At 60.6% G+C, this 26,684-nt stretch carries 28 protein-coding genes; 2 read left to right on the top strand and 26 right to left on the bottom strand.

The genetic code is table 11. From position 1 onward, the window contains the following. Window positions 1-22: 22 nt before the first annotated feature. The 15 genes from AC1RME_RS22170 to AC1RME_RS22100 all read right to left on the bottom strand — a co-directional run bounded on the left by AC1RME_RS22170 (window position 23) and on the right by AC1RME_RS22100 (window position 12,286). Window positions 23-991 (bottom strand): GTP 3',8-cyclase MoaA, encoded by a 969-nt coding sequence (locus AC1RME_RS22170; RefSeq protein ID WP_096820964.1) that lies wholly within the window; start codon window positions 989-991, stop codon window positions 23-25. A gap of 138 nt (window positions 992-1,129) precedes the next feature. Continuing rightward, window positions 1,130-1,768: a TetR/AcrR family transcriptional regulator gene (locus tag AC1RME_RS22165; RefSeq protein ID WP_007950805.1), complete on the bottom strand. Its 639-nt coding sequence runs from the start codon at window positions 1,766-1,768 to the stop codon at window positions 1,130-1,132. Between the two features lie 341 nt (window positions 1,769-2,109). After that, window positions 2,110-2,895, bottom strand: a complete 786-nt coding sequence (locus AC1RME_RS22160; protein ID WP_085730469.1) for a TatD family hydrolase — start codon at window positions 2,893-2,895, stop codon at window positions 2,110-2,112. 15 nt (window positions 2,896-2,910) lie between these two features. Continuing rightward, window positions 2,911-3,267 (bottom strand): PilZ domain-containing protein, encoded by a 357-nt coding sequence (locus tag AC1RME_RS22155; protein WP_085710925.1) that lies wholly within the window; start codon window positions 3,265-3,267, stop codon window positions 2,911-2,913. Window positions 3,268-3,309: 42 nt separating this feature from the next. Beyond that, window positions 3,310-4,293, bottom strand: a complete 984-nt coding sequence (locus AC1RME_RS22150; protein ID WP_096820963.1) for a DNA polymerase III subunit delta' — start codon at window positions 4,291-4,293, stop codon at window positions 3,310-3,312. Beyond that, window positions 4,286-4,918 (bottom strand): dTMP kinase, encoded by a 633-nt coding sequence (tmk, locus tag AC1RME_RS22145; protein ID WP_096820962.1) that lies wholly within the window; start codon window positions 4,916-4,918, stop codon window positions 4,286-4,288. The genes AC1RME_RS22150 and tmk overlap by 8 nt, the downstream gene beginning before the upstream one ends. Window positions 4,919-4,937: 19 nt before the next feature. Next, window positions 4,938-6,119, bottom strand: a complete 1,182-nt coding sequence (gene mltG / locus AC1RME_RS22140; RefSeq protein ID WP_096820961.1) for an endolytic transglycosylase MltG — start codon at window positions 6,117-6,119, stop codon at window positions 4,938-4,940. Window positions 6,120-6,122: 3 nt separating this feature from the next. Then, on the bottom strand, window positions 6,123-6,938 hold the full coding sequence (pabC, locus tag AC1RME_RS22135) for an aminodeoxychorismate lyase (protein WP_096820960.1): 816 nt from the start codon (window positions 6,936-6,938) through the stop codon (window positions 6,123-6,125). Further along, window positions 6,938-8,182 (bottom strand): beta-ketoacyl-ACP synthase II, encoded by a 1,245-nt coding sequence (gene fabF, locus AC1RME_RS22130; RefSeq protein ID WP_007908259.1) that lies wholly within the window; start codon window positions 8,180-8,182, stop codon window positions 6,938-6,940. The genes pabC and fabF overlap by 1 nt, the downstream gene beginning before the upstream one ends. A 108-nt stretch (window positions 8,183-8,290) precedes the next feature. Further along, on the bottom strand, window positions 8,291-8,527 hold the full coding sequence (acpP, locus tag AC1RME_RS22125) for an acyl carrier protein (protein WP_003175607.1): 237 nt from the start codon (window positions 8,525-8,527) through the stop codon (window positions 8,291-8,293). Window positions 8,528-8,723: 196 nt separating this feature from the next. Then, window positions 8,724-9,467, bottom strand: a complete 744-nt coding sequence (fabG, locus tag AC1RME_RS22120; protein ID WP_096820959.1) for a 3-oxoacyl-ACP reductase FabG — start codon at window positions 9,465-9,467, stop codon at window positions 8,724-8,726. Window positions 9,468-9,483: 16 nt separating this feature from the next. Next, window positions 9,484-10,422: an ACP S-malonyltransferase gene (gene fabD / locus AC1RME_RS22115; RefSeq protein ID WP_096820958.1), complete on the bottom strand. Its 939-nt coding sequence runs from the start codon at window positions 10,420-10,422 to the stop codon at window positions 9,484-9,486. Window positions 10,423-10,547: 125 nt separating this feature from the next. Then, window positions 10,548-11,558 carry a phosphate acyltransferase PlsX gene (plsX, locus tag AC1RME_RS22110; protein ID WP_096820957.1) on the bottom strand — a complete coding sequence of 337 codons (1,011 nt, stop codon included), beginning with the start codon at window positions 11,556-11,558 and terminating at the stop codon, window positions 10,548-10,550. A gap of 4 nt (window positions 11,559-11,562) precedes the next feature. Continuing rightward, a complete protein-coding gene (gene rpmF, locus AC1RME_RS22105) occupies window positions 11,563-11,745 on the bottom strand; it encodes a 50S ribosomal protein L32 (RefSeq protein WP_003179396.1) in 183 nt (60 codons plus the stop codon). Window positions 11,746-11,758: 13 nt separating this feature from the next. Then, window positions 11,759-12,286, bottom strand: a complete 528-nt coding sequence (locus AC1RME_RS22100) for a YceD family protein (protein ID WP_003204262.1) — start codon at window positions 12,284-12,286, stop codon at window positions 11,759-11,761. Window positions 12,287-12,392: 106 nt separating this feature from the next. Here AC1RME_RS22100 and AC1RME_RS22095 point away from each other — a divergent pair, with 106 nt between their 5' ends. Next, on the top strand, window positions 12,393-12,971 hold the full coding sequence (locus AC1RME_RS22095) for a Maf family protein (RefSeq protein WP_096820956.1): 579 nt from the start codon (window positions 12,393-12,395) through the stop codon (window positions 12,969-12,971). Window positions 12,972-13,019: 48 nt separating this feature from the next. Here AC1RME_RS22095 and sppA read toward each other — a convergent pair whose 3' ends face one another. From sppA to rluC, 3 genes are read right to left on the bottom strand one after another with little or no spacing between them, the layout of a single operon-like run. Beyond that, complete coding sequence (sppA, locus tag AC1RME_RS22090; RefSeq protein ID WP_096820955.1) at window positions 13,020-14,009, bottom strand: signal peptide peptidase SppA; 990 nt, start codon at window positions 14,007-14,009, stop codon at window positions 13,020-13,022. A 24-nt stretch (window positions 14,010-14,033) separates the two neighbouring features. Beyond that, a complete protein-coding gene (locus AC1RME_RS22085; protein ID WP_096820954.1) occupies window positions 14,034-14,696 on the bottom strand; it encodes an HAD-IA family hydrolase in 663 nt (220 codons plus the stop codon). Beyond that, complete coding sequence (gene rluC, locus AC1RME_RS22080) at window positions 14,683-15,645, bottom strand: 23S rRNA pseudouridine(955/2504/2580) synthase RluC (RefSeq protein WP_025113008.1); 963 nt, start codon at window positions 15,643-15,645, stop codon at window positions 14,683-14,685. The genes AC1RME_RS22085 and rluC overlap by 14 nt, the downstream gene beginning before the upstream one ends. 697 nt (window positions 15,646-16,342) lie before the next feature. Between rluC and rne the strand changes: the two genes are divergently transcribed. Beyond that, the gene (gene rne, locus AC1RME_RS22075; RefSeq protein WP_096820953.1) at window positions 16,343-19,582 is read left to right on the top strand and encodes a ribonuclease E; all 3,240 of its coding nucleotides are present in this window, start codon (window positions 16,343-16,345) and stop codon (window positions 19,580-19,582) included. Between the two features lie 68 nt (window positions 19,583-19,650). Here the strand turns inward: rne and AC1RME_RS22070 are convergent, their stop codons facing one another. The 8 genes from AC1RME_RS22070 to AC1RME_RS22035 form a co-directional block, all read right to left on the bottom strand. Continuing rightward, on the bottom strand, window positions 19,651-20,247 hold the full coding sequence (locus tag AC1RME_RS22070; RefSeq protein ID WP_096820952.1) for a nucleotidyltransferase family protein: 597 nt from the start codon (window positions 20,245-20,247) through the stop codon (window positions 19,651-19,653). Next, window positions 20,244-21,221 carry an XdhC family protein gene (locus AC1RME_RS22065; RefSeq protein ID WP_096820951.1) on the bottom strand — a complete coding sequence of 326 codons (978 nt, stop codon included), beginning with the start codon at window positions 21,219-21,221 and terminating at the stop codon, window positions 20,244-20,246. The genes AC1RME_RS22070 and AC1RME_RS22065 overlap by 4 nt, the downstream gene beginning before the upstream one ends. Beyond that, window positions 21,221-23,542, bottom strand: coding sequence for a xanthine dehydrogenase family protein molybdopterin-binding subunit (locus AC1RME_RS22060; RefSeq protein WP_192558709.1), 2,322 nt, complete (start codon window positions 23,540-23,542; stop codon window positions 21,221-21,223). Before AC1RME_RS22060 ends, AC1RME_RS22065 begins: the two co-directional genes overlap by 1 nt. After that, on the bottom strand, window positions 23,539-24,009 hold the full coding sequence (locus AC1RME_RS22055) for a (2Fe-2S)-binding protein (RefSeq protein ID WP_096820949.1): 471 nt from the start codon (window positions 24,007-24,009) through the stop codon (window positions 23,539-23,541). The genes AC1RME_RS22060 and AC1RME_RS22055 overlap by 4 nt, the downstream gene beginning before the upstream one ends. Before the next feature lie 246 nt (window positions 24,010-24,255). Continuing rightward, entirely contained in the window at window positions 24,256-25,275 is a 1,020-nt protein-coding gene (gene murB, locus AC1RME_RS22050; RefSeq protein WP_096820948.1) for a UDP-N-acetylmuramate dehydrogenase, read from the bottom strand. Beyond that, entirely contained in the window at window positions 25,272-25,736 is a 465-nt protein-coding gene (locus AC1RME_RS22045; RefSeq protein ID WP_096820947.1) for a low molecular weight protein-tyrosine-phosphatase, read from the bottom strand. Before AC1RME_RS22045 ends, murB begins: the two co-directional genes overlap by 4 nt. Further along, window positions 25,736-26,500, bottom strand: coding sequence for a 3-deoxy-manno-octulosonate cytidylyltransferase (gene kdsB / locus AC1RME_RS22040; protein WP_096820946.1), 765 nt, complete (start codon window positions 26,498-26,500; stop codon window positions 25,736-25,738). Before kdsB ends, AC1RME_RS22045 begins: the two co-directional genes overlap by 1 nt. Then, a complete protein-coding gene (locus AC1RME_RS22035; protein ID WP_003174668.1) occupies window positions 26,497-26,682 on the bottom strand; it encodes a Trm112 family protein in 186 nt (61 codons plus the stop codon). Before AC1RME_RS22035 ends, kdsB begins: the two co-directional genes overlap by 4 nt. Window positions 26,683-26,684 lie beyond the last annotated feature (2 nt).

Below are 26,684 nucleotides of genomic sequence, written 5' to 3'. Positions count from 1 at the left end.
TAGATTTTTGGTGGCGAGAGATTTAGCCGCCAATGATCTTCATGACGGTGGCGCCGCCGGAGAACGCGACTTCCTGCTTGTCGCCCAAGGCTTTGACCAGCAATCGTTGCAACGCTGGCAGCGCCTCGTGGCGCGGCTTGTCGAGCAGGTCACCGACGTAGTGACGGTTGCTCGATGACAGGCAACCATGCAGCCATCCGGTGGATGACAAGCGCAGTCGCGAGCAGGTTCGGCAGAACGGTACGCTTTCGTTGGCGATCACACCAAAGTTGCCGAGACCGGGAATCGCATAGCGAACAGCGGTGGCGTCCACCGGCGCGTCGGTTTGCGCGTACTCGTAATGTTCGCCGATCAGGCTCAGCAACTGTTGCAGGCTGACGAACTGTTGCAGGAAGGCGTTGGAATCAGTGGCCAGGTGGCCCATGCGCATCAGCTCGATGAAGCGCAGTTCAAAGCCACGCTCGAGGCAGTAATCGAGCAGCGGCATCACCTGGTCGAGGTTCTGCCCGCGCAACGGCACCATGTTGACCTTGATCTTCATTCCCGCCGCTGCAGCCTGATCCATGCCGTCGAGCACGGTGGCCAGATCGCCGCCACGGGCAATGCTTCGGAACGCGCCGGCGTCCAGGGTATCGAGGGAAACGTTGATGCGTCGCAGGCCGGCATCGACCAGCAGCGGGAGTTTTTTCGCCAGGAGCTGGCCGTTGGTGGTCAGGCTGATGTCTTCCAGGCCCATCTTGCCGACGGCGCTCATGAAGGATTCGAGCTTGGGACTGACCAGCGGCTCGCCGCCAGTGATGCGCAGGCGCTCGATGCCGGCGGCTTCGATCAGATAGGCAACGCCGCGTGCCATGGCCTCGGCCGACAGTTCATCCTGCGCAGCCACCAGCCGCTTGCCGTTGGGCACGCAGTAGGTACAGGCGTAATTGCAGGCGGAGGTCAGACTGATCCGCAAATTGCGAAAACGCCTGCCTTGACGGTCAACGATCATGAAGCACTCCGGCGATGGAAAATCGAGCGGCTAAAACTTGACTCACAATTCAAGTTTTAGCAAGCCCTATGCCTGAGTATATTCCTGCGGTACTGCGCCATGTAGCGAAAAACACGGCGCATAAGGCGACTGAATGATTCAGCTGCTTGGCGTTTCAGGGTCGCGCTTGCGCTTGTTGCCCATGCGCACGCCGATGTCCATCAGGAACTGGAAGAAACCTTCCTGATCTTCCAGCACGTTGCTCCAGAACGGCGAGTGATACAGCGCCACAGCGCCGTGCACCAGCGCCCAGGATGCGCAGTAGTGGAAGTACGGCGGCACGTCTTCGAGCTTGCCTTCGCTGATGCGGCCCTTGATGAGCAGGGTCAGACGTTCGAAGTTCGAGGCACGGATCTTGTGCAGCTCCTCGACCATCTCCGGGACCTGATTGCCCTTGACCACCTTCTCTTCCAGGCGATCGAACAGGCGATAGCGCTGCGGATCGCGCATGCGGAATTCAAAGTAGGCACGGGACAGGGCTTCCTTGTCCTTGTCGACATCGGCCGAATGCAACAGCTCGTTCAAGTCGCGCTCGTAATCGAGCATCAGGCGCAGATAGATTTCCGCCTTGGACTTGAAGTGCTTGTAGATCGTGCCTTTGCCGATACCCACGGCATCAGCAATCATCTCGACGGTGACACTGTCTTCACCTTGTTCGAGGAACAGCTTGAGCGCGGTATCGAGAATTTCTTGCTCGCGGCGACGAAACTCACGGACCTTACGAGGTTCTTTGTGCATAAGAAAAGGTCTGTAGGGGTCAAAATTCGAAGCCGCGTATTATGCCTAACTTGCGCAAAAATGCACGGATCATCCGACCATATCTGTGTTTCTTGTTCATTTCACGAACGTTTCGGGGGGAATGAGAACATAACCGAAGCGAACGTATTCCAAATTTGTTTAAAAACCCCGACCGGCCAACTGGACTGAACGCCAGACTGATCAATACTTGAACTGTCGGGCGACATCTCCCCCAAGTGTCGCGCCGGTAAAGGTACCAAGGGACCGCGTGCCTTTGTTTTACTCCTAATGGTCTTAACCCGGATTCACCCCCCAGAACCCGGGTTTTTTTTGCCTGTGATTCAGGCTTTTACGTGCGCCAGCGGAAACAGTCGCTTGAAGTTCTCCGTGGTCTGTTCGGCAAAGCGCTCGTAGTTCTCGCCCCGCAGCATCGCCAGAAACTCTGCCACTTCCCGCACGTATTGCGGCAGGTTCGGCTTGCCGCGATAAGGGATCGGCGCCAGGTACGGCGAATCGGTTTCCACCAGCAGGCGATCCGCCGGGACCTTGCTTGCCACATCGCGCAGCGCATCGGCATTGCGGAAGGTGACGATGCCCGACAGGGAAATGTAATAACCCATGTCCAGCGCCGCCTTGGCCATGTCCCAGTCTTCGGTGAAGCAATGCAGCACACCGGCCTGGGGCAGCGCAGCTTCGCGCAACAATTCAAGCGTGTCGGCGCGGGCGCCACGGGTGTGGATGATCACCGGTTTGCCGGTCTGCTGTGCGGCTTGCAGGTGCAGACGGAAAGACTCCTGCTGCAATTCGGCGGCTTCCGGCTCGTAGTGGTAGTCCAGACCGGTTTCGCCGATCGCCACCACTTTCGGGTGATTCAGTTCATGCAGCAGCCAGTCCAGTGCCGGCGCCGCGCCGGGCTGCACATCCAGCGGATGCACGCCAACCGAGCAATCGACGTCGTCGTAACGCTCGGCCAGGGCTTTGACGTCGGCGGCGTTATCGGCGCTGACGCCAATGCACAGGAAATGCCCGACGCCGCGCTGGCGGGCTGCATCCAGCGCAGCATCCAAGGAACCGTCGTGAACGGCGAGGTCGAGTCGATCAAGGTGACAATGGGAATCTACGAGCATAAAAAGGACTGCAACTTACATCGTATGAGTGGGACGGTCGGATTTCAGGGCTCCGGCCAGATGAGTTTCGATGCGACTGCGCGCGGTGTTGTCGCCATCGTTGAATTGCACGCCGACGCCGGCAGCGCGGTTGCCCTGAGCGCCTTTTGGGGTGATCCAGGCGACCTTGCCGGCCACCGGAATCTTTTCCGCTTCGTCCATCAGGTGCAGCAGCATGAACACCTCGTCACCCAACTTGTAGCTCTTGTTGGTCGGGATGAACAAGCCACCGTTCCTGATGAACGGCATGTAAGCGGCGTAAAGGACAGACTTGTCCTTGATGGTCAGGGACAAGATGCCGTTGCGCGGCCCCGGGCTGACGGGTTCATTCATGTTGACCTCCACTGCTGATGTTCAGAGTCTAGGTACACATTCTTATCTTTGGCCAGGCAGACTCGCCCATTGCACCAACAACGCTTCCAGCAGCAACGCGGCATTGAGGTTGGCCTTGCTCAGGACTTTCTGGCGCTGGGCGAGAATCCAGTCCTGGATATCGAGGACTTTACGCTGGGCGCTTTTCTGCGCCAGGTACTGCACGACCTTGCGCATGTCGGTCAGGCCGAGGCCCGCTTCATCCTGGGTCAATTGATAGCGCAGGATCAGGCTCGACCAGTCGCAGAACCAGTCGAACAGGCGCAGCATCGGAATGTTTTTCCACTCCTCGGCCAGTTGCGTCGGCGATTGCTGCTGTTTGAGCAGCTTCTTCACGCCTTCGACCACTTGCGCCCGCTGTTCACGCACGCCCTGCCCCTGCAACGTGACGGCGGCCAACGGCGAGCCGGCGGCCAGGGTCAACAGCTCGACCCGTTCGTCTTCGGAGCATTCCGGCAATGCCTGAGCCAGCCATTGCAGGCTCATGGCCTCGCTCGGCAGCGGACAGGCCTGTTGCACGCAGCGGCTCTTGATGGTCGGCAATAGACGGCTCGGCTGGTGACTGACCAGCAACAACACGGTATTGCCCGACGGCTCTTCGAGACTCTTGAGCAAGGCGTTGGCAGCGTTGATGTTCATCGACTCCACCGGCTCGATCAGCACCACCTTGCGACCGCCCAGTTGCGCGGTCTGCACCACGAAACTGACCAGATCGCGCACCTGGTCGACCTTGATCGCCTTGTCCGCTTCTTCCGGTTCGAGGATGTAATTGTCCGGGTGGCTGCCGGCCTTGAGCAGCAGGCAGGATTTGCACTCGCCGCAGGCTTCAGGCGTCGGACGCTGGCACAGCAGACTGGCCATCAGCCGCTCGGCCAACGCGCGCTTGCCGATCCCGGCGGGACCGTGCAGCAGATACGCGTGGGCGTGCTGAGTGCGTCCGGCCAGTTGCTGCCAGAGACTGTCCTGCCACGGATAGGCCTCAGCCACGGCACAGCTCCAGCAAGTTCGGAATCAGGGTATCCAGCGATTGTTGAACCTTGGCCAACGGCTGACCGGCGTCGATCCGCACATAGCGCGCAGGATCGGCTTCGGCACGCTTGAGGAACGCACTGCGCACCGCCTCGAAAAACGCCCGGCCTTCCAGCTCGAAGCGATCCAGACGCCCCCGGGCGCTGGCGCGGGCCAAGCCGATTTCCACCGGCAGATCGAAAATCAGCGTCAGGTCGGGCCGCAGGTCGCCCTGAACGAAAGTCTCCAGCGCAGCGATACGTTCCAGCGACAGACCGCGACCGCCACCCTGATAGGCGTAAGTCGAATCGGTGAACCGGTCGCACAAGACGACGGCACCACGGGCCAGCGCCGGGCGAATGACTTCAGCCAGATGCTGGGCACGGGCGGCGAACACCAGCAGCAGCTCTGTGTCCGGGTTCATCACTTCGTCGACCGGGGCCAGCAACACCTCACGAATACGCTCGGCCAGCGGCGTACCGCCGGGCTCGCGGGTCAGCACCACTTCGATACCGGCGGCGCGCAGGCGCTCGGCGAGGTATTCGCGGTTGGTGCTCTTGCCGGCGCCTTCCGGGCCTTCCAGGGTAATAAACAAGCCAGTCACAGGCAGTCCTTAATCAAAGTCATTGCACGGTTTGCGGTGCGGCCGCTTCGGTTTCCGGAGTCGGCGCGGGCTCCTGGGCAGGAACCTGCGGCAACGATTCTGGCGCAGTTTCGGGTGATGCGGCAGGAACGGCTTCCCCGGTTGTCGGAGCGGCTTCCGGTGTCGAAGCCGGCGCCGGGCTCGAACGGTAATCCGAGCGCCGTTTGAGCTGGAACTCACGCACCGCACTGTTGTGCGCATCGAGGTCGTCAGAGAACACATGGCTGCCATCGCCACGAGCTACAAAGTAGAGGCTGGTGCCTTCCACCGGGTTCAACGCGGCGTGAATCGCCTCGCGGCCAACCATCGCAATCGGCGTCGGCGGCAGCCCCGGAATCACATAAGTGTTGTACGGCGTGGCTTCCTTGAGATGCGCACGAGTCAGCTTGCCGTTGTAGCGATCACCCAGACCGTAGATCACCGTCGGATCAGTCTGCAACTGCATACCCAGCGCCATGCGACGCACGAACACGCCGGCAATCTGCCCACGCTCCTGCGGAACGCCGGTTTCCTTCTCCACCAGTGACGCCATGATCAGCGCCTGGTAAGGCTCGGTGTAGGGAGCATCAGTGGAGCGGTTTTCCCATTCCTTGGCCAGTACTTCGTCGAGGCGGTCGAACGCCTTTTTCAGCAGCTCGGTATCGGAGACCCCGCGCACGAATCGGTAGGTATCTGGGAAGAACCGACCTTCGGGAAACAAGCCTTTGTGGCCGATTTTGGCCATCACATCGCTGTCGCTCAGACCGGTCAGGGTCTGCTCGATCTTTTCGTCTTTCGACAAAGCGGCGCGCACCTGATGGAAGTTCCAGCCTTCGACGAGGGTCAGGCTGTACTGAACCACTTCGCCACGCTTCCACAGATCGATCAGACCCTTGACGGTCATGCCCGGCTGCATGCGGTACTCGCCCGTGTGAATCGGGGTGCCCGTCAGATTGAAACGCCAATATATGCGTAGCCAGAAAGCGTCCTTGATCACGCCATCGGCTTCAAGTCCGAGAAGGGTGCGGGTCGGCGTGGAACCCTTGGGCACATCCAGCAGTTCTTCCTGCGTGATATTCAGAGGCTGTTCCAGTGCCGAATGAATCTTCCAGGCGCTGGCGCCCAGCAGCAGCCCTGCCAGAACCAGTCCGGTTTCCAGCAGCAGCAAAAGTTTACGTCTCACGAATCAGGCATCCAGTAGCGTGCGGGCAATGGTTTGCAGTTTACGGGTGAGCGGCCCAACCGGCCAGCTCAGTGCAGCGTACGCGCGTACCGGCCAGACGCCATACACGCTGTTGCAGACAAAGACTTCATCAGCCCATTGCAGCTGATCAAGGCTGATATCGGTGATTTGCGTGGAGATACCCGCTGACGCTGCCTGAAACAATAGTTCGGCGCGCATCACACCGGCCACGCCGCAGCGTTTCAGATCCGCCGTGACCAGCACGCCATCGCGCACCAGAAACAGGTTGCTGAACACGCCCTCGATCACACGACCCGCCTGGTCGAGCATCAAGCCTTCGGCGTGCTCGCTGTCTTGCCATTCGGCGCGAGCGAGGACTTGTTCCAGACGATTGAGATGCTTGAGACCTGCCAGCAAGGGCTGGACAGATAAACGCGTCGTACACGGAAACAGGCGAACGCCTTGCTCGCCATGGACGGCAGGATAAGCAACGGGAGGATTGCCTTGCAGAATGCGTCGGCCCGGCGCCGAAGGATCCGGCGCATAACCGCGCAAACCGTCGCCACGGGTGAGGATGAGCTTGAGCACACCCTCGCCCATGGCCGCTGCATAGGCTTGCAGCTCGCTACGGATCAGCTCGATGTCGGCCGCGATGGCCAGGCGTGAGCAGCCTTCGGCCAGTCGCGCCACGTGACGCTCCAGCAGCAAAGGCTGGCCGTTACGCACGGCGATGGTCTCGAACAGACCGTCGCCGTAAGCCAGGCCGCGATCTTTCAGCGACAGAGTGTCAGCCGGTTGACCGTCGACCCAGCAGTCCATCAGCCGGCGAACCGACGGAACGCCAACGTGCCGTTGGTGCCGCCAAACCCGAACGAGTTGGACAGCACGACATCGATGTCCATGTTGCGCGCCGTGTGCGGCACGAAGTCGAGATCGCAGCCTTCATCCGGCTCATCGAGGTTGATGGTCGGCGGCGCCACCTGGCTGTTGATCGCCAGCACGCTGAAGATCGCCTCGACCGCGCCCGCTGCACCCAACAGGTGACCGGTCATGGACTTGGTGGAGCTGACCGCCAGTTTGTAGGCGTGATCACCGAACACCGACTTGATCGCATTGGCTTCGGCGAGGTCGCCGGCCGGCGTCGAAGTACCGTGAGCGTTGATGTATTGCACTTGATCGACGTTGATCTTCGCGTCACGCAGCGCATTGGTGATGCAACGCGCAGCACCGGCACCGTCGGCAGGTGGCGATGTCATGTGGAACGCATCGCCACTGGTGCCGAAACCGATCAGCTCGGCGTAGATGGTCGCGCCACGGGCCTTGGCGTGTTCGAGTTCTTCGAGCACCAGGGCGCCGGCACCGTCGGACAGGACGAAACCGTCACGGCCCTTGTCCCACGGACGGCTGGCACGGGTCGGTTCGTCGTTGCGGGTCGACAGTGCGCGGGAGGCGCCAAAGCCGCCCATGCCCAGACCGCACGCGGCCATCTCGGCACCACCGGCAATCATCACGTCGGCTTCGTCGTACATGATGTTGCGGGCTGCCATGCCGATGCAGTGCGTACCGGTGGTACACGCTGTGGCGATGGCGTAGTTAGGCCCCTGTGCACCCAGGTGGATGGACAGGAAACCGGAAATCATATTGATGATCGAGCCAGGCACAAAGAACGGAGAAATCCGGCGCGGGCCGGTTTCGTGCAGGGTGCGACTGGTTTCTTCGATGTTGGTCAGACCGCCGATACCCGAACCCATGGCTACGCCAATGCGTTCACGGTTGGCATCGGTGACTTCCAGACCGGCATTGCGTACGGCTTGAAAGCCGGCCGCCAGACCGTACTGAATGAACAGGTCGAGCTTGCGCGCTTCCTTGACCGACAGGTATTCCTCGACATTGAAGCCCTTTACCGAGCCGCCAAAGCGGGTGGAATAGGCAGAAAGGTCGGTGTGTTCGATCAGACCAATGCCACTGCGGCCAGCCAGAATGCCCTGCCAACTGCTCGGCACATCCGTGCCCAGTGGCGACAACATACCCATACCGGTGACTACGACGCGTCTACGCGACACAGCACTCTCCTTTTTCAAATGACGACTTTGCATCAGGCCTAAAGAAAAAACCGCACGCCATGATGGCAGTGCGGTTTTTCCATGACAGCAAGCAACGATTACAAACTATTACGCCTGGTGGCTAGTAACGTAGTCGATTGCAGCTTGTACAGTAGTGATCTTCTCAGCTTCTTCGTCAGGGATTTCGGTCTCGAATTCCTCTTCCAGAGCCATCACCAGCTCAACGGTGTCAAGGGAGTCGGCACCCAGGTCTTCTACGAAGGAAGCGGTGTTTACCACTTCTTCTTCTTTAACACCCAGTTGCTCGGCAACGATTTTCTTGACGCGCTCTTCGATGGTGCTCATACCTTGTTTTCACTCCTAATGGACAAATTCAGGCAGCTGGCCAGTGGGTAAGTGTATAGAAAGACTTTTCAGCTTTTCAACTGAAAGCTTCACTCCTCAAACCCTGCGACCCTCTGCCTATAAATAGATTGCAGCTTTATAACGGATTTTAGACAGCTCGTATGACATTTTTTTGAAGCAATCCGTCACATTTGAATTACATGTACATCCCGCCGTTAACCGGGATTGTAGCCCCGGTCACGTATGCCGCACCGTCGGATGCAAGAAAAGCGACCACGGACGCGATCTCTTGAGCTTGTCCCAGACGGCCCAGCGGAATCTGCGTCTGCAAGGCTTCACGCTGTGCTTCAGGCAGCTCGCGGGTCATATCGGTGTCGATGAACCCTGGGGTCACCGAGTTGACCGTAATCGAACGCGAACCGACTTCACGCGCCATGGCACGGCTGAAACCTTCCAGACCGGCCTTGGCGGCTGCATAGTTTACTTGGCCTGCGTTGCCCATGGCACCCACCACCGAGCCAATACTGATAATTCGACCCCAACGCGCCTTGGTCATGCCGCGCAGAACGCCCTTGGACAGGCGATACAGACTGTTCAGGTTGGTATCGATCACGTCGTACCACTCGTCGTCTTTCATGCGCATCATCAGGTTATCGCGGGTGATGCCGGCATTGTTGACCAGGATCGCGACCGGAGCACCGAACTGCTCCTGGATGCTTGCAAGCACCTTGGTGACCGATTCGTCGCTGGTGACGTTCAGTTCGAAACCTGCGCCCTGAATGCCGCTTTCCTTCAGGGTCGCAGCAATGCGCTCGGCGCCGGAAGCGGAAGTCGCGGTGCCAACAACGATGGCGCCCTGACGACCCAGTTCCAGTGCGATAGCCTGGCCGATACCACGGCTTGCGCCGGTGACCAGTGCAACTTTACCTTGCAGACTCATGCAAGTTTCTCCTGATTCAGACAATCGCTGCACGAGCGGCAGCGAAAGCGTCTGGGGTATTGAGGTTGGAAGTCGAAACGCCTTCGGCGCAACGTTTGTTCAGACCGGCAAGCACTTTGCCAGGGCCGCACTCGACCAGATTGGTCGCGCCTTTCGCTGCCAGAGTCTGTACGGACTCGACCCAGCGAACCGGCTTGTAGAGTTGTTCCAGCAGATCACGCTTGAGGGTTTCCAGATCCGCCGGCACCTGAGCGCTGACGTTCTGCACCACAGGGATCTGCGGCGCCTGCCAGTCGATGGCAGCGATGGACTCGGCAAAGCGCTCGGCAGCCGGACGCATCAGTTCGCAGTGCGACGGCACGCTGACCGGCAGCGGCATGGCACGCTTGGCGCCACGAGCCTTGCAGCCTTCGATGGCGCGCTCAACTGCGGCCTTGGCACCGGCGATCACCACCTGGCCCGGGGAGTTGAAGTTCACCGCGCTGACCACGTCGCCTTGCGCCGCTTCGGCACAGGCTGCCAGCACGTCGGCATCTTCCAGACCGAGGATGGCAGCCATGCCGCCCTGCCCGGCCGGAACGGCTTCCTGCATCAGCTGGCCACGGCGCTCGACGAGCTTCACCGCGTCCGCCAGGCTCAGGCTGCCCGCAGCGACCAGCGCGCTGTACTCACCCAGGCTGTGACCGGCAACGAACGCCGGGCGCGCACCACCTTCCGCCAGCCACAGACGCCACAGGGCGATCGAAGCGGTCAGAATGGCCGGTTGGGTTTTATCGGTTTGATTGAGCAGCTCTTCCGGACCCTGCTGGGTCAGCGCCCACAGGTCGTAGCCCAGAGCATCGGATGCTTCTTTGAAAGTTTCGAGGATCAACGGATGTTGCGCGCCCAGCTCGGCCAGCATGCCGAGGGACTGCGAACCCTGTCCTGGAAAGACGAATGCGAGGGAAGCAGACATGTAACAAGCCCCTAATGATCTTGTCGTCGGAAAAATGGCATCCCGCTAGAGGGACGCAAGAAACTGACAGTTGGATGGCCCTTTGAACCGGGCGGTCACATTTAAGCATTGTCCGACGAAAACGCCTAAGACAACAAATCCTCCAGACGGCCGTGCAGGCGCTCGGGAAGGTTCTCCTGAATCTCGATCAATGCCCGCTGAATGGCGCTCTGAAACCCCTGAACCCCGGCCGACCCGTGACTTTTCACCACGATCCCCTGCAAGCCCAGAAAGCTTGCACCGTTGTGTCTCGCAGGCGCCAGATCAGCCTGCAGACGCTTCATCAAGGGCAGCGCCAGAGCGCCGACAGCGCGGGAGGCGAGGTTTTTCCTGAACAAGGCTTCGATGCGCGCAGCGATCATCGTCGCCAGGCCTTCGCTGGACTTGAGCAGGATGTTGCCGACAAAACCGTCGCAAACCACCACATCCGCCTCGCCGCGATACAAGCCGTCGCCTTCGATGAAACCGATGTAGTTAATGCCCCGGGCCGTCTGCAACAACGTCGCAGCCAGCTTGACCTGCTGATTGCCCTTGATGTCCTCGGTGCCAATGTTCAGCAACGCGACACGCGGGCGGGCAATGCCCAGCGTTTGTGCGGCCACAGACCCCATTACAGCGAACTGCAACAGATGCTCGGCACTGCAATCGACGTTGGCGCCCAGATCGAGCAACTGGCAATAGCCCTTCTGCGTAGGGATCGCCGCGACCATGGCCGGACGATCAATCCCCGGCAGGGTCTTGAGCACAAATCGCGACAGCGCCATCAGCGCACCGGTATTGCCGGCACTGACGCAGGCCTGAACCTTGCCATCACGCAGCAATTCGAGGGCGACACGCATCGACGAGTCCGGCTTGCCACGCAGAGCCTGGGCAGGTTTTTCGTCCATGGTGATGACTTCGGACGCCGGAACAATCGTCAGGCGCGCGCGATCGGCAGCCGATTGGCCAGTGATCAATTCTTCAAGAAGGGAGGGTTGACCGACGAGGGTCAGGTGCAGCGAGGGTGTAGCAGAAAGGCAAGCAAGGCTGGCCTGAACAATGCTGCGGGGACCGAAGTCCCCGCCCATTGCGTCAATCGCGATGACTTGAGCGGACAAGTGATTACTCGTCAGCGCCCTTGTCGATCACTTTACGGCCACGGTATACGCCTTCTGGCGATACGTGGTGACGCAGGTGAACTTCACCAGTGGTTTTTTCTACAGACAGGGTGCTAGCCTCGAGAGCGTCGTGCGAACGGCGCATGTCACGGGCAGAGCGGGATTTTTTGTTCTGCTGAACAGCCATAATTGATTAACTCCTAAACGTTTGGGTCACGCTTTAACTGCGCCAATACACTGAACGGGTTGGACCGCGTTACCTCGTCCTCGCTCGGTTCGGGCTCATCTGCTCCCGCCGGCTGCTGGCATTCTTCCGGATGATGAGCAGGCACAATGGGCAAGGCGAGCAGAAGCTCCTCCTCGATCAGTGACTGCAGATCCAATGGATCTTCGCCCAGTTCCAGCACGTCATAACCTTTCGGTAACGACTGGGTATTCGCACCCTCCTTCACTACAGCGTAACTGCATTCGCTGTGGATCGGCAGGGTGACCAGCTCAAGACAACGCTGGCAAACCATTTTGACTTCGGTGTCGATAAAGCTGTGGATCACCACAGATTTACGTTCATCTCGTTCAAAAACGAATTTAGCCTGCACCGTACCGACATCGTCGGAAAGCGGGTCGCAGAGTCTCTTCAAATCGGCCAGCAGCAGCTCACCTTGAAGGGTGGTGCCACGGTCAGCCAATTTGCGCGGGTCAACGTGAGGTGGAATCGGGTCATTCAACATAGGCGCAGCATTATAGGGATGCACCCGCCCATGTCAAAGGAAATTGCGCCCTGTCCGTCACTTACGCGGCTCCGCTAGAATCTGCCACCTGCCTCTGGAGATGCGAATGCTGCCTTTATTACTCGCTTCAAGCTCGACCTATCGTCGGGAATTGCTCAATCGCCTGCGCTTACCGTTCGTCTGCAGCTCACCGGATATCGACGAAAGCCATCGCCCGGACGAGTCGGCAATCGACCTGGTCAAACGCCTCGCCGAACAGAAAGCCCGGGCACTGGCCGACAGCCACCCTGCCCATTTGATCATCGGCTCCGACCAGGTTGCCGTACTCGGCGAACGCATCATCGGCAAACCACACACCTTTGAAAACGCCCGCGAACAACTGATGGCCGCCAGCGGCGCCAGCGTGACCTTCCTCACCGGCCTGGCCCTGCTCAACAGCCAGACAGGCCACTGCCAGGTCGACTGCGTGCCTTTCACCGTGCACATGCGCGTACTGGATCAGGCCCGCGTCGAGCGCTACCTGCACGCTGAGCAACCCTACGACTGCGCCGGCAGCTTCAAGGCCGAAGGACTGGGCGTGAGCCTGTTCAAGTCCACCGAAGGCCCCGACGCCACCAGCCTGATCGGCCTGCCGCTGATTCGCCTGATCGACATGCTGCTGGCGGAAGGCGTACAAATTCCCTGACCCATAAAAAACCGGCCACGAAGGCCGGTTTTTTTATGCATCAAGCGATCAACGCAACGATGGCCCGTGGAAACCCATCCACATTGCCAACTGCTCGGCCACACTGGCGCCCAGCTTTTTCGAGAAACGATCGAACGGCGATTCCTGAACGGTGAAATCCACCAGCTCCTTTTCGCCAATCACGTCACGCGCCACCGAACTGGCATTGCCCAGACCATCGATCAACCCCAGCGGCAACGCCTGCTCGCCAGACCAGACCAGACCGGAGAACAGCTCCGGATGCTCCTTGTCTTTCAGGCGATCACCACGCCCCTGCTTCACGCTGTTGATGAACTGCTTGTGCGTGGTATCCAGCACACTTTGCCAGAACGCCGTCTCTTCCGGCTTCTGCGGCTGGAACGGGTCGAGGAACGACTTGTGCTCACCGGAGGTGTAAGTGCGACGTTCGACGCCCAGCTTCTCCATGGTGCCAACAAAGCCGTAACCGGCCGCTGTCACACCGATAGAACCCACCAGGCTCGCCTTGTCGGCGTAGATCTGATCTGCGGCGCTGGCGATGTAATAAGCACCGGAAGCGCCCAGGTCAGAAATTACCGCATACAGCTTGGTTTCCGGATGCAGGCCGCGCAGGCGCTTGATCTCGTCATACACATAACCCGACTGCACCGGACTGCCGCCAGGGCTGTTGATGCGCAGGATCACGCCCTTGACCTTCTTGTCCTCGAACGCCGCCCGCAGACTGCCGACGATATTATCGGCACTGGCCGGCTCTTTGTCGGCAATCATGCCGGTGACGTCGATCAGCGCGGTGTAGTTCGGGCCACGAGTGGCGCTTTTTTCCATGTCCATCAACGGCGTGAACAGGATCAGCGCAACAAATAGATAAACAAACGTCAGCAGCTTGAAGAAGATCCCCCAACGCCTGGAACGACGCTGCTCTTGCACACCGGCCAGCAGAGTCTTTTCCAGCAGCTTCCAGCTTTTCGCATCACCGTCGTCGGCAGTTGCCTTGGCCGGTGCTTTCCATTCGTCGGTCATGCCATCCACCCCAGCAAAAACGTATTAAGCCTGCTGCGCGAGCCAGGCATGCAATTCACAAAATCGGTCAATCGACAGACGCGGCTCGAACTGCTGCAGCGATTCGATCGATTGCGCGCCATAACTGACCGCCACCGAATCCATCCCCGCATTGCGCGCCATCAACAGATCGAAGGACGAATCACCGACCATCAGCGCTTGCTCGGCACGCACACCGCAATGCGCAAGGATCTGCTCCAGCATCAGCGGATGCGGCTTGCTCGCCGTTTCATCGGCGGCGCGAGTTATATCGAAATAATCTTCCCAGCCATTGGCCTTGAGCACCCGATCCAGCCCGCGACGATTCTTGCCGGTCGCGACAGCCAGGTGATAGCCCTGCTCGCGAAAAGACGCCATCGACTCGACTACGCCCTCGAACAACGGCGAAGGCACGGCCTCCGCGGCGATGTAGTGATCCGCGTAATACTCGCGAAACAAGGTCATTTCGGCATCGCTGATGTCCGGATACAAGGTGCGGATCGCCTCGGGCAAGCCCAGACCGATGATGCCTTTGACGGCAAAATCATCACGCAACTCGAAACCTGAACGCCCGGATGCCGAGTGCATTGCCTCGACAATCCGATGAATGGAATCGGCCAGCGTACCGTCCCAATCAAAAATCAGCAGCTTGTAATCAGATGGGCGCACTCAATCGCTCCACAGTCTTGGCCCACATTTCATCGACCGGTGCCTGCAACTTGAGTTCACCGCCATCGGGCAGCGGCACGGTCAGCATGTAGGCGTGCAGGAACAGGCGCTTGCCGCCCAGATCACGGATTTCCTTGCTGAAACTGTCATCGCCGTATTTGGTGTCACCCGCAATGCAGTGCCCGGCGTGCAATGTGTGGACGCGGATCTGGTGCGTACGACCAGTGATCGGCTTGGCTTCGATCAGAGTGGCAAAATCGCCAAAGCGACGCAGGACCTTGAACACGGTCACAGACTCTTTGCCCTCCTCCTCGTCGACCTCGACCATGCGCTCACCGGAGCGCAGATTGCTCTTGCCGAGCGCCGCACGGACTTGCTTGATCGAGGTCGCCCAGTTGCCGCGAACCAGTGCCATGTAGCGCTTATCGACACCGTCACCGCGCAACGCGGCATGCAAATGACGCAACATGCTGCGTTTCTTGGCGATCATCAGCAGGCCGGAGGTGTCGCGATCGAGACGGTGAACCAGCTCGAGCTCCTTGGCGTCGGGGCGCAACTGACGAAAGGCTTCGATAACGCCGTAATTCAAGCCGCTGCCACCGTGAACCGCAATGCCGGCGGGCTTGTTGATCACGATCAGGGCTTTGTCTTCGTAGACAATCGAGGCTTCCAGGCGCTGCAACAGACCTTGGGCCAAAGGCACCGGTTCGTCACGCTCAGGCACGCGAACCGGTGGCACGCGCACGATATCGCCGGCCTGCAGCTTGTATTCGGGCTTGATCCGACCTTTGTTAACTCGCACTTCGCCTTTGCGCAAAATGCGGTAAATCAAGGTCTTGGGCACGCCTTTGAGCCGGGCGAGGAGGAAATTGTCGATTCGTTGGCCGGCATATTCCGGCGAGACCTCAAGCAATTGAACGCCTGGAGTCGAAGGGGCAGTAGTCGTCATGGCGCGGATGATAACAATTTTTATGGAATTGAAGCACTTAATCATTGCTGCTATAGTCGCGAACGCCGCCAAAAGCGGCCTGGACAGCGGAACCACGGTCAAAAACCGGCCCTGACCAACGCAATTCACTAGGACGCGAGGCCGTCCTACGGGGCTTTCGCTACGTAACGGTGGAGTTTGCAGCTGTAACAAGCGCAGGTGACATGAGGCCTGAATCACGCCGCAAAGCAGAGTTTTGACTCGCCACGCGAGCCATATTCACGGCCAGTTCACAAAGTGCAGTCAGCCGCGGATGACCCCGAGCGAAAGCGCCGGAAACACCGCCTGAATTAGCCATGATGCGTGACCTCCCCTTTCGGAGCTCACGGTAAATGCCAACCCGCTGCGGATTCTGCGCGCGGCAGCACCCGAATTATCAGGGATACGTGTAGGGTGGAGATGCACAACCGCTGGACTGTGTAGCAACAGGCTTTATCAAGACGCTTCATCTCGTCCACAGCCGCGGTTGATTCCTCCTCCTGACTGAGTGCTTAAGTAGCCACAGCAAGCAGGACGCGTACGTCGCGATAACGGCCCAATTGGCCGGACATCGCTGGACACGGGAATGGCCAACCACTCCCGACGCACCTGACACCGACCGTGAGAAGTCGTGTGTGCCGAACGCCGTTTCCGGCAGCCCGGAAACCGACGGTACTACATGAAAAGAATGCTGATTAACGCAACTCAACCCGAAGAGTTGCGTGTTGCACTGGTAGATGGCCAGCGCCTCTACGACCTGGACATCGAATCCGGTGCACGCGAGCAGAAAAAGGCCAACATCTATAAAGGCCGTATCACTCGCATCGAACCAAGCCTTGAGGCTGCCTTTGTCGATTTCGGCTCCGAGCGCCACGGCTTCCTGCCCCTCAAAGAAATCTCCCGCGAATACTTCAAGAAAGCCCCCGAAGGCCGCGTCAACATCAAGGACGTCCTGAGCGAAGGCCAGGAAGTCATCGTTCAGGTCGAAAAAGAAGAACGTGGCAACAAGGGCGCAGCCCTGACCACCTTCATCAGCCTGGCCGGTCGTTACCTCGTTCTGATGCCGAACAACCCGCGTGCCGGCGGCATCTCCCGTCGCATCGAAGGCGAAGAGCGCAACGAACTGCGTGAAGCGCTGAACGGTCTGGTTGCTCCAGCCGACATGGGTCTGATCGTGCGCACTGCCGGCCTTGGCCGCAGCAGCGAAGAAATGCAGTGGGACCTCGATTACCTGCTGCAACTCTGGACCGCTATCAAGGAAGCGTCGCTGGATCGTTCCGCGCCGTTCCTGATCTACCAGGAAAGCAACGTCATCATCCGCGCCATCCGCGATTACCTGCGCCAGGACATCGGCGAAGTGCTGATCGACAGCGTTGAAGCCCAGGACGAAGCCCTGACCTTCATCCGCCAGGTGATGCCGCAATACGCCAGCAAGATCAAGCTGTACGAAGACAGCGTTCCGCTGTTCAACCGTTTCCAGATCGAAAGCCAGATCGAAACCGCTTTCCAGCGCGTCGTCGAACTGCCTTCCGGCGGCTCCATCGTCATCGATCCGACCGAAGCCCTGGTGTCCATCGACATCAACTCGGCGCGCGCCACCAAAGGCAGCGACATCGAAGAAACCGCCCTGCAGACCAACCTTGAAGCGGCTGAAGAAATCGCCCGTCAGTTGCGCCTGCGCGACATCGGCGGCCTGATCGTCATCGACTTCATCGACATGACCCCTGCCAAGAACCAGCGCGCCGTGGAAGAGAAAGTCCGCGAATGCCTGGAAGCCGACCGCGCCCGTGTGCAGATCGGCCGCATCTCGCGCTTCGGCCTGCTGGAAATGTCCCGTCAGCGCCTGCGTCCTTCGCTCGGCGAAAGCAGCGGCATCGTCTGCCCGCGTTGCAGCGGCACCGGCATCATCCGTGACGTCGAATCGCTGTCTCTGGCGATCCTGCGCCTGATCGAAGAAGAAGCCCTGAAAGACCGCACCGCCGAAGTTCGCGCTCAAGTGCCGATCCCGGTGGCTGCGTTCCTGCTCAACGAAAAACGCAACTCGATCACCAAGATCGAACTGCGCACCCGCGCTCGCATCGTCATCCTGCCGAACGATCACCTCGAAACCCCGCATTTCGAAGTTCAGCGTCTGCGTGACGACAGCCCGGAAGCCGCGACCAACCAGTCCAGCTACGAAATCGCTGCCGCTGCCGCCGATGTCGAAGACGTTCAGCCAGCCGCCGCGACCCGCACCCTGGTTCGCCAGGAAGCCGCGGTCAAGACCGCTCCGGCCCGCGCCAACGCTCCGGTTCCGACCGAAGTCGCCGCTCCGGCCCCAGCCCCTGCTCCGGTTGCCGCACCAGAGCCAAGCCTGTTCAAAGGCCTGGTGAAGTCGCTGGTCAGCCTGTTCGCTACCAAAGAAGAGCCAGTTGCTCCGGTTGTGGTTGAAAAACCTGCCGCCGAGCGTCCGGCCCGCAATGAAGAGCGTCGCAACGGTCGTCAGCAGAGCCGCAACCGTAACGGTCGCCGCGATGAAGAACGCAAGCCGCGCGAAGAACGTGCCCCACGTGAAGAGCGCGCACCGCGCGAGCCGCGTGAAGAGCGTCAGCCTCGTGAAGCCCGTGAAGTCCGCGAGCCACGCGAGTCCCGTGACGAAGCACCGGTAGCCCGCGAAGAACGCGCACCACGCGCCCCTCGTGAAGAACGTGCACCACGTGCTCCGCGTGAAGATCGCAAGCCGCGTGGCGAGCGCGAAGAGCGCGTACGTGAACTGCGTGAACCTCTGGATACCGCACCAGCCGCTGCTGCCGCTGTTGCTGTAGCCGCCACTGAAGAGCGCCCGGCTCGTCAGCCGCGTGAAGAGCGTGCACCACGTCCACCGCGTGAAGAGCGTCAACCGCGTGCCGAACAAGCCGCTGCTGCCGTAGCTGAAGAAGAAATCACCACCAACGAAGAGCAACTGCCGGAAGACGGTTCGGAGAACGCCGAAGGCGATCGTCCACGTCGCCGCTCCCGTGGTCAGCGTCGTCGCAGCAACCGTCGCGAGCGTCAGCGTGATGCCAACGGTAACGTGATCGAAGGTTCGGAAGAATCCGAAACCGGCGAAAACGCCGAAGCACCAAGCACTGCCGACCTGGCTGCTGGCCTGGCTGTGACTGCCGCTGTTGCCAGCACCGTGATCAGCGCTCCGGCCGAAGCTCAGGCCCACGAGCAAGCTGAACGCGCCACCGCTGCAACGCTGGAAACCGCTCCAGTAGAAGCGCCGGTTGTTGAAGCAACCACTCCAGTAGAAGTGGCTGCTGCTCCGGAAGTCGAAGTGGCTCCGGTTCGCGAAGCTCAGCCTCAGGTTGAAGTCGCTGCCGAACCTGCCGTGACCTTCGAAGCACCGGTCGTTGTTGAAGCATCGGTTGTCGAAACCGTCGCTGAAACCGTGACCGAAACCGTGCGTGAAGTTCGCGAAGAACAGACCGCTTTCAACTGGGTGGCCGAGCCGGTTGTCGCTGAAACACCAGCGCCAGTGGTTGAAGCGCCTGTTGTTGAAGAAGCCAAGGCTGCCGAGCCAGTGGTGGTTGCTGAACCGGCACCGGTCGTTGAAGCTCCGGTCGTAGAAGCGCCAGTCGTAGCCGAAGCACCAGCCCCTGTGGTTGAAGCGGCTCCGGTCAGCGCCCTGACGCCAAGTGGCCGCGCGCCGAACGACCCACGTGAAGTGCGTCGCCGCAAGCGCGAAGAAGAGCGTCTGCAGAAGGAAGCCGAACTGGCTGCCGCTGCCGCCGCTGCTACTCCAGCTGCCGAAGTGGTCGAGGCAGCCCCTGCCCCGGTCGCTGAAGAAGTTGCCGTTGAAGCCGTGATTGCCGAAGCACCACGTTCCGTTCAGGACGCGGTCGAGCATCACGAACAGGCCCAGGAAAAAGAACACGAGCCTAAACCTCTCGTCTGATTCCGACCGCCAATGAAAAGCCCCGCCTGGTCATCCAGGCGGGGCTTTTTTATGCCTTGCGGTTTGTATCAGGCCGGCGGAAAAACCAACGCCTGGGGCACATCGATATCCCACAGGACGCCAGGATCATCCACGACTACCTCAACCACCCGCCCCTGCTTGAACAAAGGCCTGGCCCCACGATCACCGGACAACGCCATCAACCCGGACCCAAATGTTCGACCAAATCCAACCGGATGCCCGTATTCACCGTTGAGCACCGGCACACTGACCGCATCGTCGGCAATCGCCGCCACCACCCGCTCAATGCTCGACGGCAGGATGAACGGCATATCGCCCAGCACAATCAGCCAGCCATCCAGATCCGGGCAAGCCGCGACACCCGCCGCAATGCTGTCACCCATCCCCGTGGACTCGATCGAGACAACATCACACCCGTAAGCCTGCGCCATGCGCATCGCCTGCGGCCGTGCCTCGGTCGTCACCAGCACTCGCTTGTCGAGACTCGCCGGCAGGTTCACCAGCGTCTGCTCGATCACCGAACGCACAGCCCCGTCGCGCCCCGTGCAATCGGCCAGAAGCTTGTCTTTGTCGGCACCCGCCACCTCGCGGAAACGGCTGCCCTCGCCTGCCGCCAGCACAATCACTCCGATGGATCGACTCATGCGCGCTCTGCCTTCTTCTGCTTCAACTCGACACCATTCTTGATCGCGACGATTTCCGCCAGCAACGACAACGCGATTTCCGCCGGGGAATGACTGCCGATCGGCAGACCGATCGGCCCGTGCAATCTTGCAATGGCCGCTGGCGACAAGCCTAGCTCAGCCAGATATTCCCGGCGCTTGAGGCTGTTGACGCGCGAGCCAAGGGCACCAACGTAAAACGCCTTGGAATCGAGCGCCGTCAGCAGCGCCATGTCGTCCAGGCGCGGGTCGTGGGTCAGGGCAACGATGGCAGTGCGTTCGTCGGTCTGAATATTCAGCACCGCCTCATCCGGCATGCCCGGGACAAAGCGGCCATGCTGCTCTTCCCAGTCATAAACGAATTCGGTGCGGGGATCGCAGATCAGCACTTCGAAATCCAGCAGCCGCGCCATTTCTGCCACATAACGCGACAACTGTCCGGCACCGATCAGCAGCAGACGCCAACGCGGGCCGTAGATGGCGCGCAAGGTCTTGCCGTCGAAAACCAATGCATCCGTTTTGCTCGCCGGCGAAAGAATCACTTCACCGCTTTCAAGATTCAGCTCGCGGGCAACGATTTCGTGAGCCTCACAACGAGCCAACAACTCGGCGACCCATGCAGGATCGCCGACTCGCTCTTCGGTCAGGCGCAAGGTGCCGCCACAAGGCAGGCCGAACCGCGCCGCCTCCTCCCGCGTCACGCCATAGGTGATCAACTGCACCGGCGGCCCGTCGGCGGGAATCCGCCCGTCATGCAACCGGGCAATCAGATCGTCCTCGACACAACCGCCAGACACAGAACCGATGACCACGCCATCCTCGCGCAACGCCAGCATCGCGCCGGGCGCCCGGGGCGCAGTACCCCAGGTCTGCACCACCGAAAACAACACCACCCGCTGCCCGGCGCGGCGCCATTCCAGGACGCTGCGCAGGACATTGAGATCGGCGCTGTCCATCACGCTTGCGCCTTTTGCCAGCCCTGCAACTGGTAACGCACCGGCAGGCTGCGGATGCGCTGGCCGGTCGCGGCGAAGATCGCATTGCACAGTGCCGGCGCAATCGGCGGCACGCCCGGCTCACCGACACCGCCCAGCGGCACTTCGCCCGGCGGCGTCACCAGATGCACCGCGACTTCCTTCGGTGCCAGCGACATGCGCGCCACTTCATACATATGGAAGTTGTCTTGCTGCACCTTGCCGTCCTTGAAGCTGATTTCACCCCACACGGCATTGCCCAGGCCCATCACACAGGCGCCTTCGAACTGCGAACGGATCCGCTCCGGGTTGATCTGCGGCCCGCAATCCACCGCGATATCAGCCTTATGCACGATCAGCGTGCCGTCGTCCTTGACCTCGACTTCGATCACCGCTGCCACATAAGTCACGAAGCTGTAATGCACGGCTAATCCGAGACCACGGCCCTTGGGCAATTTCCGCCCCCAACCGGCGGCCTTGGCCGCGGTTTCCAGCACGGTGCGCATACGCCCGGTGTCGATCGGATAACGCTCGGGGGATTCGCCGTAGTTCCATTCTTCACTGAGCGTGCGCGGGTCGATCTGCCGATCCGGGCCGAGCAATTTGATCTGGTACTTGAGCGGATCTTCCTTGGCCTTGTGCGCCAGTTCGTCGACGAAGCTCTGGATCGCGAAGCCATGGGGAATGTTCGACACCGAGCGATACCAACCCACACGCGTATGAACCGTGGCTTCAGGGTTTTCCAGACGCACATTGGGAATCGCATAAGCCATGTTGGTGAAGCCCATGCCCAGCTCGAACGCGGCTTCATGATTCATGCCCGGCGCGAACAGTGCCGTGATGCTCGGCGCCACCGTGCGGTGCAGCCAGGCGGACGGCAAGCCATCCTTGCCCACGCCGGCCTTGAGGTATTCGGCGGACACAGTGTGGAAATACGAGTTGTGGATGTCATCTTCCCGGGTCCACTGCACGCGCACAGCCTTGCCGGGGAATTCCTTGGCGAGGATCGCGGCTTCGACAACGAAGTCCGGTTTGGACTTGCGGCCAAAACCACCGCCGAGCAGTGTCACGTTGAAGGTCACGTTATCGAACGGCAGGCCAAGGCGTTCGGCGATTCGCTCACGGGTGACCTGCGGTGCCTGACTCGGCGCCCAGGCCTCGCACACGCCCTCTTTATAGCGAGCGATGGCCACCATCGGCTCCATCGGCGCCTGTGCCAGATGTGGCAAGTAGTAAGAAGCTTCCAGGGTGCTGGCAGCGCTGCCGATGGCCTTTTCGATGTCGCCGGTGTTACGCACTACCTTGCCCGGTTTCAGTGAAGCGGCTTCGATCTCCTTGCGATAGGCAACCGAGTCGTAACTGGCGTTCGGGCCGTCGTCCCATTCGATCTTCAGCGCCTCGCGGCCCTTGAGCGCCGCCCAGGTGTTGCTGGCCACGACGGCCACGCCGCCCAATGGCTGGAATTCCGACGGCAGCGGACGCGGTTCGATCTGAATGACTTTCAGCACACCCGGTACTTTCAGCGCGGCGCTGTCATCCACCGACTTGACCTTGCCGCCGTACACCGCAGGTCGAGCAATCACGGCGTACAGCATGCCGTCGAAATGCACGTCGGCTCCGTACACGGCGCGACCATTGACGATGTCATCGCCATCGATGGCCTTGGTACCTTCCTTGCCGATGTAGCGGAATTCCGACGGCTGCTTGAGCCGCAGGCTGTCACGGCCCGGAACCGGCAACGCACTGGCCGCTGCAGCCAGCTCGCCGTAGCCCAACTCGCGCCCGGACGGTGTGTGAATGACTTTGTGCAGTTGCGCGCGGCACTCGCCGACCGGCACCTTCCACTGCGCGGCCGCAGCCTGCTCAAGCATGGTCCGGGCAGCGGCGCCGCAACGACGCATCGGTTCGTACCAATGGCGCATGCTGCGCGAGCCGTCGGTATCCTGGTTGCCGAAACGCACTTCGTCGCCCGGCGCCTGTTGAACCTTGACGTGGGCCCAGTCGGCCTCAAGTTCATCGGCGACCACCATGGTCAGGCTCGTGCGCACGCCCTGGCCCATCTCCGAGCGGTTGCAGACCACGGTCACCGTGCCGTCGGCGGCAATGCTGACATAGACCTTCGGATCGTCGATCCAGCCGTTGGGCATGCCATCGGCACCGAATTTCTTCGGTTTGTCTTCGGCCAGCGCATCCTGCCAGCCCCAACTCGCGGCCAGCACCAGCGCACCGGTAGCGCCCACACCCTTGAGGAAGCCCCGACGACTCAGGTTGCTCAGGGCGAAATCGTTCGGTAAGCGGCTCATGCCTTGGCCTCCTTCAAGTGAGTGGAAGCCTGACGAATGGCGGTCTTGATCCGGTTGTAGGTGCCGCAGCGGCAAATGTTGCCGACCATCGCCTCTTCGATCTGCTCGTCGCTCGGGTTCGGGTTGGTCTTGAGCAACGCGGTGGCGGACATGATCTGCCCACCCTGACAGAAACCGCACTGGGCCACGGCGGTGTCGAGCCAGGCTTGCTGGACGATCTGGCCAATCGGATCGGCGTGCAGGTTGTCGATGGTGGTCACATTCTGCCCAGCCACCGAGCCGATCGGCGTGATGCAACTGCGCGCCGGCGAGCCGTCGATATGAATGGTGCAGGCGCCACACAGGCCCATGCCGCAGCCGAACTTGGTGCCGTTGTAACCGGCGACGTCACGGATCGCCCACAACAGGGGCATGTCCTCGGTGACATCGAGTGGATGATCTTGACCATTGAGTTTCAGGGTAATCATGGGCACGCCCGCATATTCGTGGAGGTTATGGGGTCGAGCAATCTGCCGCCGGAAAATCAGCGGTGGGTTCACGCAGATCGACTCAGGCTAATGAGGCTCTCTTGTGCCGACAGGAACGTCTGCACCGGGCCTTTGGTGGAGCAAAGGGTTGTATCGTTAGCTCGCTAAGTTAACCCGGGATTAACAAAAAAGCCCTGCACTTTTTAAATAGTGCAGGGCTTTGGATTCAGCCTTGAAAGCGTAGCCTCAATAACGGTTGGGCTCCATTTCCAGCTCGACATTGAAACGTTCTGCAATGTCTTTCTGGATACGTTGCGCCAGATCGAGCAGTTGCAGCCCGGTCGCCGCGCCGTAGTTGACCAGCACCAGCGCCTGCAATTTATGCACGCCAGCATCGGCTTCACGGAAACCTTTCCAGCCCGCTCGCTCGATCAACCAGCCCGCCGCCAGTTTCATCTGCCCGTCCGGTTGCGCGTAGGCCACCAGATCCGGGTGCTGCCCCTTGATCTGCGCGACCACCGCCGCTGACACCAACGGGTTCTTGAAGAAGCTGCCGGCATTGCCGAGCACCGCCGGGTCCGGCAGTTTCTCGCTGCGGATGCTGCAAATGGCGCGGCTGACATCCGTCGGCGTCGGCTGCTCGATGCCCTGCTCGGTCAGGCGCTGACGCACCGGGCCGTATTCCAGGTGCAGATGCGCGACTCGATTCAGTTCGAATCGCACCCGCAGGATCAACCAACGACCCGGCTGCTGCTTGAACACGCTGTCGCGGTAGGCGAAGTTGCATTCATCCAGCCTGAAGTCGCGCAACTCGCCGGTCTGGCGATCCAGCGCTGTCAGGCCGGCGAACACGTCCTTGATCTCGACACCGTAGGCACCAATATTCTGCATCGGCGCGGCGCCGACGGTGCCGGGGATCAGGCTGAGGTTTTCCAGCCCCGAAAAACCCTGCGCCAGCGTGTGCTGGACAAACGGATGCCACGGCTCGCCAGCCTCGGCCTCGATCACCACGCGGTTGCCGTCATCATTGATGACGCGAATGCCACGGCTGGCCATGCGCAGCACCAGTGCCGGAATGTCCGCCGTCAGCAGCAGATTGCTGCCGCCCCCGATGACCAGCAACGGCACATCGTGGGCGGTCGCATAAGCCAGGGCTTCGCGCACATCGGCGTCATTGTGGGCTTCGGCAAACAGTTGCGCGCGAACGTCCACACCAAAGGTGTTGAACGGCTTCATGGAAACCTGGGGGTGTACCTGCAAACTCATAACCGGCCCTTCACTTCGATCAGCAACCGGTCGCAGGCGCGCTCGATCAAATCCAATACCTGCTCGAAACCCTGATCGCCGTCGTAATACGGATCCGGCACTTCATCGACTTCGCCTTCATAGCGACGCAGGAACAAGTCCAGCTCAGCCTTGCCGGTAGACGGTTGCAAGGCCTTGAGGTTGCGCAGGTTGCTGTTGTCCATGGCGAGGATCAGGTCGTAGCTGGCGAAATCGGCGCGGCTGACCTGCTGAGCGCGTTGCGCCGACAAGTCGTAACCACGCAGTTTGGCCGCTGCCTGACTGCGCTTGTCCGGCGGATTGCCGACGTGCCAGTCGCCGGTACCAGCAGAGGCCACTTCGACCTGAGCCGCCAATCCGGCATCACGCAGTTTGGCGCGCATCACGCCTTCGGCGGTGGGCGAGCGGCAGATGTTGCCCAGGCACACGAACAGAACGCGCATCAGGCCTCCAGCAGGCGACGGACGCGCTCGAGGTCTTCGGCGGTGTCGACCCCGGTCGGCGGCGCGATCAACGCGTCAGCCACATGAATCCGCACGCCGTGCCACAGGGCACGCAACTGTTCGAGGGATTCGGTGTTTTCCAGCCAGCACGGGCCCCAGCTCACGAAGTCCTGGAGGAAGCCTGCACGGTAGGCATAGATGCCGATGTGGCGGCGATACGGCACGCCTTCCGGCAGCACGTCGCGGTTCTTGGCGAACGCATCGCGGGCCCACGGCAACGTCGCACGACTGAACGTCAGCGCCAGACCGTTGAGGTCGCTGACGACCTTGACCACGTTCGGATTGAACAGGGTTTCCACGTCCTCGATCGGCTCGGCCAGGGTGGCCATGCGCGCTTCGGTGTGGGCCGCAAGGTTGGCGGCAACCTGGTCGATCACGCTTGGCGGGATCAGCGGTTCGTCACCCTGCACGTTGACCACGATGGCATCCGGCTCAAGGCCCAGTTTCGCAGCCACTTCGGCCAGGCGGTCGGTGCCGGAGTTGTGATCTTCACGGGTCAGCACCACTTCGGCGCCGAAAGCCTTGCAGGCCTCGACGATGCGCGCATCGTCGGTGGCCACGACCACGCGACTGGCGCTGCTTTTGCTGGCCTGTTCCCAGACGTGCTGGATCATCGGCTTGCCGGCGATATCCAGCAGCGGTTTGCCCGGCAGACGGGTCGAGGCGTAGCGCGACGGGATGACAACGGTGAAGGCTGTGGTCATTTATCCAGACGCTCATCGGTGGTCAGGGTGCGGGCTTCGCTTTCCAGCATGACCGGGATGCCATCACGGATCGGGTACGCCAGGCCGGCGCCCTTGCTGATCAGTTCGGTCTTGTCGGCGCTGAGCTTGAGCGGGCCTTTGCAGATCGGGCAGGCGAGGATGTCGAGCAATTTGGTGTCCATGA

Source organism: Pseudomonas sp. GW822-FHT03F08, from assembly GCF_058801265.1.
Note: the sequence above shows the minus strand (reverse complement) of the source record. Positions and strands in the feature narration are given on the sequence as shown.